Origin of the sequence: Streptomyces graminilatus, assembly GCF_001418565.1 — a bacterium.
GTDB lineage: Bacteria > Actinomycetota > Actinomycetes > Streptomycetales > Streptomycetaceae > Streptomyces > Streptomyces graminilatus.
The window spans coordinates 1-5,176 of record NZ_LIQQ01000037.1 but is presented as its reverse complement, the minus strand read 5'-3'; the positions used below and the strand labels follow the sequence as shown (position 1 = coordinate 5,176).

Sequence of the window (5,176 nt, the reverse complement as noted above, 5' to 3'; positions counted from 1 at the left end):
GCGGCCGGGGGCTTCGGCGGCGGTGCCGGCGTCGGCTTGTGCGGGGGAGTGGGCCTCGGGGTCGGTGTGGGCCTCGGTTTCGGCGGCGGCGGCGGTTCCGGCGTGGGCGTCGGCGTAGGCGTGGGCGTAGGCGTGGGTGTCGGAGTGGGCGTCGGTGTCGGTGTCGGACAGGGCGGGGACGGTGTCGGGGTCGGGCACCAGGTGTGGGTGCCGACGACGACCGACGTACCGTTGCCGGTGACGACGGCTCCGCCGTTGCCCGTGCCGACCGACCAGCCGTCTTCGGCGGCGACCGGGACACCGGTGCCGACCGTGACCGTGGCGCCGTTCCCGGTGACCGTCACCGAGGTGCCGCCTCCNNGCGCTCCCGCGCGCGCGGGAGCGCGAGGTGATTGCCCCAAACGAGTGACTTATGTCGTACGGCGGTTTGGATCACGTGTTCCAGGTGTGGCCGCAGGTCGTCTTCGTGTGCGAGGCACGCCGGTTGGGGCGGGTGTGGCCACAGGGGCCGGAAAGAATTTTGCGCGGTGGTTGAACACAGTGACGGTCCCCGCCCGTACCTAGGACCGTGCGGCGGGCCAGCAGGGCGCCGCAATACCCAATGATTACGGGGAGTACGTAATGAAGACCTCCTGGCGGAGCGCCTCACTCGTAGCGTCAGCTGCGGCCGTGCTGGCGCTGACGACGGCGTGCGGTCAGGACAAGGCGGCCGACACCAGCAGCCAGAACGTCGGCGCGGCGGCACCGGCCGCCGGTGGATACGGATCCGTGGCCGGCGCGGGCACGGCGGGCGCGGGCACGGCGGGCGCGGGCACGGCGGGCGCGGGCGCCGCGGCCGGTACGGACACGGGTACCGACACCGGCACCCAGGCCGACGGGCAGCAGGCCGCCGCGGGCAACTCCAACGCCGCGGGCCAGCTGAACGTGGTCACCAACGCCGAGATCGGCAAGGTGCTGGCCAGCAACAGCGGCCGTACGCTCTACCGCTTCGACGCGGACACGGCCGAACCGCCGAAGTCCAACTGCGACGGCGACTGCGCCAAGGCGTGGCCGCCGGTCCCGGCCGACGACGTCACGGCCGGCGCCGGTATCGACCCCTCGCTGCTCGGTGAGGTGACCCGTTCCGACGGCTCCAAGCAGCTCACCGTCGGCGGCTGGGCCGCCTACTACTTCGCCAAGGACACCGCGCCCGGCGACATCAAGGGCCAGGGTGTGAAGGGCAAGTGGTTCGGCCTCGCTCCCGACGGCAAGAAGGCCACCCTGTCCGCGCAGGGCGGCGGCGTCCAGCAGGCCGAGCAGGCCGGGCTGTCCACCCGCAACGACCCCAAGCTCGGTGAGATCGTCGTCGACAAGAACGGCATGACGGTCTACCGCTTCCTGAAGGACAAGGCGTGGCCGAAGCCGGTCTCCGCCTGTGTCGGCGCCTGCCTGGACAAGTGGCCGGTCGTCTCGCCGGTCCCCTTCGAGGACACCAAGGGCATCAAGAAGAAGGGCTACATGGACTTCACCCGGCCCGACAACGGTGCCCAGCAGCAGACCCTCAACTGCTCGCCCATCTACACCTTCATCAACGACAAGAAGCCCGGCGACACCAACGGCCAGGGCGTCGGCGGCACCTGGTACGCCGTGGCCCCCGACGGCAAGCTGGTCGGCGCGCCGAACCAGTAACACCTGAGCCAGTGGCTGCCAACCGGCAGCAGGGGCAACCGACTTCTCCGGGCCTGCTCCCTCCGTATCGCACAGTCCGTGCGAGCCGGCGGGAGCAGGCCGCTTCGGTATGTCCGGAACTCGTCGGCGGACAGGGCGATTTGCCGGTGAATGGTCCCCGACCCGCCGTATTCCGACCGGGAGTCGGCGGCGACTGCTTCGTAACCCTTGAGTGCTCTTTGGAATGTTCCGGCTACTTTTCGTAGCGGACTTCGCGTCCGTCAATTCCGGCACGTGCCGCGGGCAGTGACCGGGAACGGATGGTCAATTTCCGTTTAGGCTCGCCCCTTTGGCAGGCGATCAGTAACCTCAGCTCGAACACTGGAGCGCCAACGACTGCCAACTCCTGGGAGAGAGATAGATGGAGCGTCCTGCCTGGGTCCCCCGGGGCATCGACATCTCGGTGCCGAGCGTTTCCCGGATGTACGACTTCTACCTGGGCGGTTCGCACAACTTCGAGGTCGACCGGGCCGCGGCCCGCAGGGCCATGGAGTTCATGCCGGGACTTCCGAAGATCATGCAGGCGAACCGCGCGTTCATGCGCCGGGCCGTCCGCTTCGCCGCCGCCGAGGGCATCACGCAGTTCCTCGACATCGGCTCCGGCATTCCCACCTTCGGCAGCGTCCACGAAGTGGCGCGGGCCGTCAGCCCCGAGGCGCGGGTGATGTACGTCGACCACGACCCGGTTGCCGTCGCACACAGTCAGGCGGTCCTGGCCGGTGACGAGCGCGCGGGCGTCCTCGCCGCCGATCTGCGCAAGCCCCGGGAGATCCTGGACAGCCCCCGATTACGGGGTCTGATCGACCAGAACCGGCCAGTGGCCCTGCTTCTCGTTGCCATACTGCACTTCGTGGAAGACATGGACGACCCGTACGCGGCGGTCGCCGAGCTGCGCGACTCGCTCGCGCCCGGCAGCCTGCTCGTCCTGACGCATGCCTCGTACGAGGGAATCCCGTTGCCGCAGGAGCGGGCCGAGGGCGCGGTCGACGTATACAAGGGCATTCGCAATCCGCTGGTCATGCGCTCGCGCGACGAGATCGCGCGGTTCTTCGAGGGGTACGACATGGTGGAACCGGGACTGGTGCCCATGCCGCGGTGGCGGCCGGAGACAGCACCGGAGGACGAGGACGCGTACGCCTTCTCCGGTTTCGCCGGCGTGGGGCGTACGGCGTGACCGCGGAGCCGGGCGGCCCTCAGGACAGACTCCGCAGGTTCGCGACCATCTGGAGCCGGGCGGTCCACCAGGTGACGGCCACGTCGCTCACCCGGGTGGAGTTCGAGGAGCAACTCCTGCCGCTCGCCGGGCGGTTGAGCGAGGCACTGCTTGCGAGAACGTTCGACGCCGAGGTGGGCCGGGCGGTCGGCGCCGCTCTGGTCTCGGCGCACTGCACGGACCCCGAGTCGCTCAGCCGCTCGCTCGACTGCGTGGACGCCTATCTGGTGCTGTACTGCGGCCAGGACGGGCCGCAGGAGGACCTGCGCGCCCGTTCGGCGCGGCTCCAGCACGCCATGGCGGCGGGATACGCCGCCGCGCTGCGCGACCGGACACTCGCCGAGCAGGAGGCGATCGCGTGGGCCGCGCAGAGCGCGCGCAGCGCGGTCGCCGAGGCACTGCACGACAGCGAGGCCCGCTTCCGGGCGGTCTTCGAGGGCGCGGCCATAGGGATCGGCATCGCCGACCTCGACGGGAACATCCTCCAGATCAACGGCGCGCTGCAACGCATGTTCGGCGGCTCGGAGCAGACCGTACGGGGCCGCAGGGTCACGGACTGGACGCACCCGGACGACGCCCCGCAGGTCTGGCGGCTCTACGAGGAACTCGTCCGCGGCGAGCGCGAGCACTACCACGTCGAGAAGGCGTTCTACCGCCCCGACGGAACGGTCCTGTGGACCAACCTCACGGTCTCCCTGCTGCGCGACGCCGACGGCCGCGCGCAGTACCAACTGGCGCTGATGGAGGACACCACAGAGCGCCGGCTCCTCAACCTCCGGCTGCGGTACGAGGCCACGCACGACGCGCTCACCGGGCTGCCCAACCGCACCCTGTTCTTCGAGCGCCTGGAGAAGGCGGTGTCGGCGGGCGAGGGCCAGCGCTTCGGCCTGTGCTATCTCGACCTCGACGGTTTCAAGACCATCAACGACAGCCTCGGCCACGCGGCCGGCGACCGGCTGCTCGTCGAGGTCGCCGACCGGCTCCAGTCCTGCGCTACCGCCCCGGGCGAGATGGTGGCGCGGCTCGGCGGCGACGAGTTCGTGGCGCTGACCACCGGCCCCGACACCGAACGCGAGGTCGACGAACTCGCCTCACGCATCATGAACGCGATGGTCGCCCCGGTCAGCGTCGACGGCCGTGAGCTGACCGTGCGCGGCAGCATCGGCATCGTCGAGGGCCCGGCGGGAGAGCGCGGCCCGGCGGAAGTGCTGCGCAGCGCCGACATCACCATGTACCGGGCCAAGTCGGCGGGCGGCAACCGCTTCGAACTCGCCGACCCCGAGGCGGACTTGAGGGCGATCACCCGCCACGGGCTCACCACGGCGCTGCCGGCCGCCCTGGACCGCGGCGAGTTCTTCATCGAGTACCAGCCGCTGGTCCACCTCGGCGACGGCAGCGTCCGGGGCGCCGAGGCCCTGGTGCGGTGGCTGCATCCGCAGCACGGTGTCCTCGGCCCGGACCGCTTCATCCCGCTCGCCGAGCACACCGGCCTGATCGTCCCGCTCGGCCGCTGGGTCCTGGAGGAGTCGGTGCGCCAGGCCCGTGCCTGGCGGGAACAGTACGGGGGACACCCGGCCGGGGGTCCGCTGCGCATGAACGTCAACCTGTCCCCGTGCCAGCTCACCCATCCCGGTCTGGTGCAGGACACGGTCGACATCCTGGAACGCGCCGGGCTGGAACCGGAGGCGCTGTGCCTGGAGGTGACGGAGTCGGCGTTGATCGGCGCCGACGACGACCTCCTCAAGCCCCTGCGCCGCCTCGCCGAGATGGGCGTCGACATCGCCCTGGACGACTTCGGCACCGGCTACTCGAACCTCGCTAACCTGCGCCGTCTCCCGGTGAGCATCCTCAAGCTCGACCGCTCCTTCACCCAGGGGATGCAGCAGTTCCCGGCGGACCCCGTCGACCTCAAGATCGTCGAGGGGATCGTCTCCCTCGCCCACAGCCTGAACCTCACGGTCACGGTCGAGGGCGTGGAAACGGGCGCCCAGGCCGAACAGCTCCGCATACTCGGCTGCGACACGGCCCAGGGCTGGTACTACGCCCGCCCGGGCCCACCAGAGCGCCTGCACGACCTGGTATTGGCGGACGCGACAGGCTGAGCATGTGAATCGGGCCCGAGGTGGAGCGCCCTGAAGGGGCGCGGGGCTGTGACATTTGCGGCTCCGCCACGGGGCGCGACCAGCCACATACGACGTGAAGGTGCCCACGGCCCCCGCCCCCCAAAGGGGCGCGGGGAACTGCGCGACCAGCCAC

3 protein-coding genes and 1 pseudogene are annotated in these 5,176 nt (G+C 70.5%); 3 read left to right on the top strand and 1 reads right to left on the bottom strand.

The features are described from left to right. Positions 1–198 (bottom strand): annotated as a pseudogene (locus AOK08_RS04590) (hypothetical protein); the annotation flags it as partial. Between the two features lie 423 nt (positions 199–621). Between AOK08_RS04590 and AOK08_RS04585 the strand changes: the two are divergent. The 3 genes from AOK08_RS04585 (at position 622) to AOK08_RS04575 (ending at position 5,022) form a co-directional block, all read left to right on the top strand. Further along, entirely contained in the window at positions 622–1,668 is a 1,047-nt protein-coding gene (locus tag AOK08_RS04585; protein ID WP_055523880.1) for an SCO0930 family lipoprotein, read from the top strand. 400 nt (positions 1,669–2,068) lie between these two features. Then, positions 2,069–2,881, top strand: a complete 813-nt coding sequence (locus tag AOK08_RS04580) for an SAM-dependent methyltransferase (protein ID WP_055523878.1) — start codon at positions 2,069–2,071, stop codon at positions 2,879–2,881. Beyond that, positions 2,878–5,022 (top strand): putative bifunctional diguanylate cyclase/phosphodiesterase, encoded by a 2,145-nt coding sequence (locus AOK08_RS04575; protein ID WP_055523876.1) that lies wholly within the window; start codon positions 2,878–2,880, stop codon positions 5,020–5,022. Before AOK08_RS04580 ends, AOK08_RS04575 begins: the two co-directional genes overlap by 4 nt. Positions 5,023–5,176 lie beyond the last annotated feature (154 nt).

Coding starts and splice junctions, on each gene's coding strand:
- AOK08_RS04585 (WP_055523880.1), top strand. CDS start 622: ATGAAGACCTCCTGGCGGAGCGCCTCACTCGTAGCGTCAGCTGCGGCC.
- AOK08_RS04580 (WP_055523878.1), top strand. CDS start 2,069: ATGGAGCGTCCTGCCTGGGTCCCCCGGGGCATCGACATCTCGGTGCCG.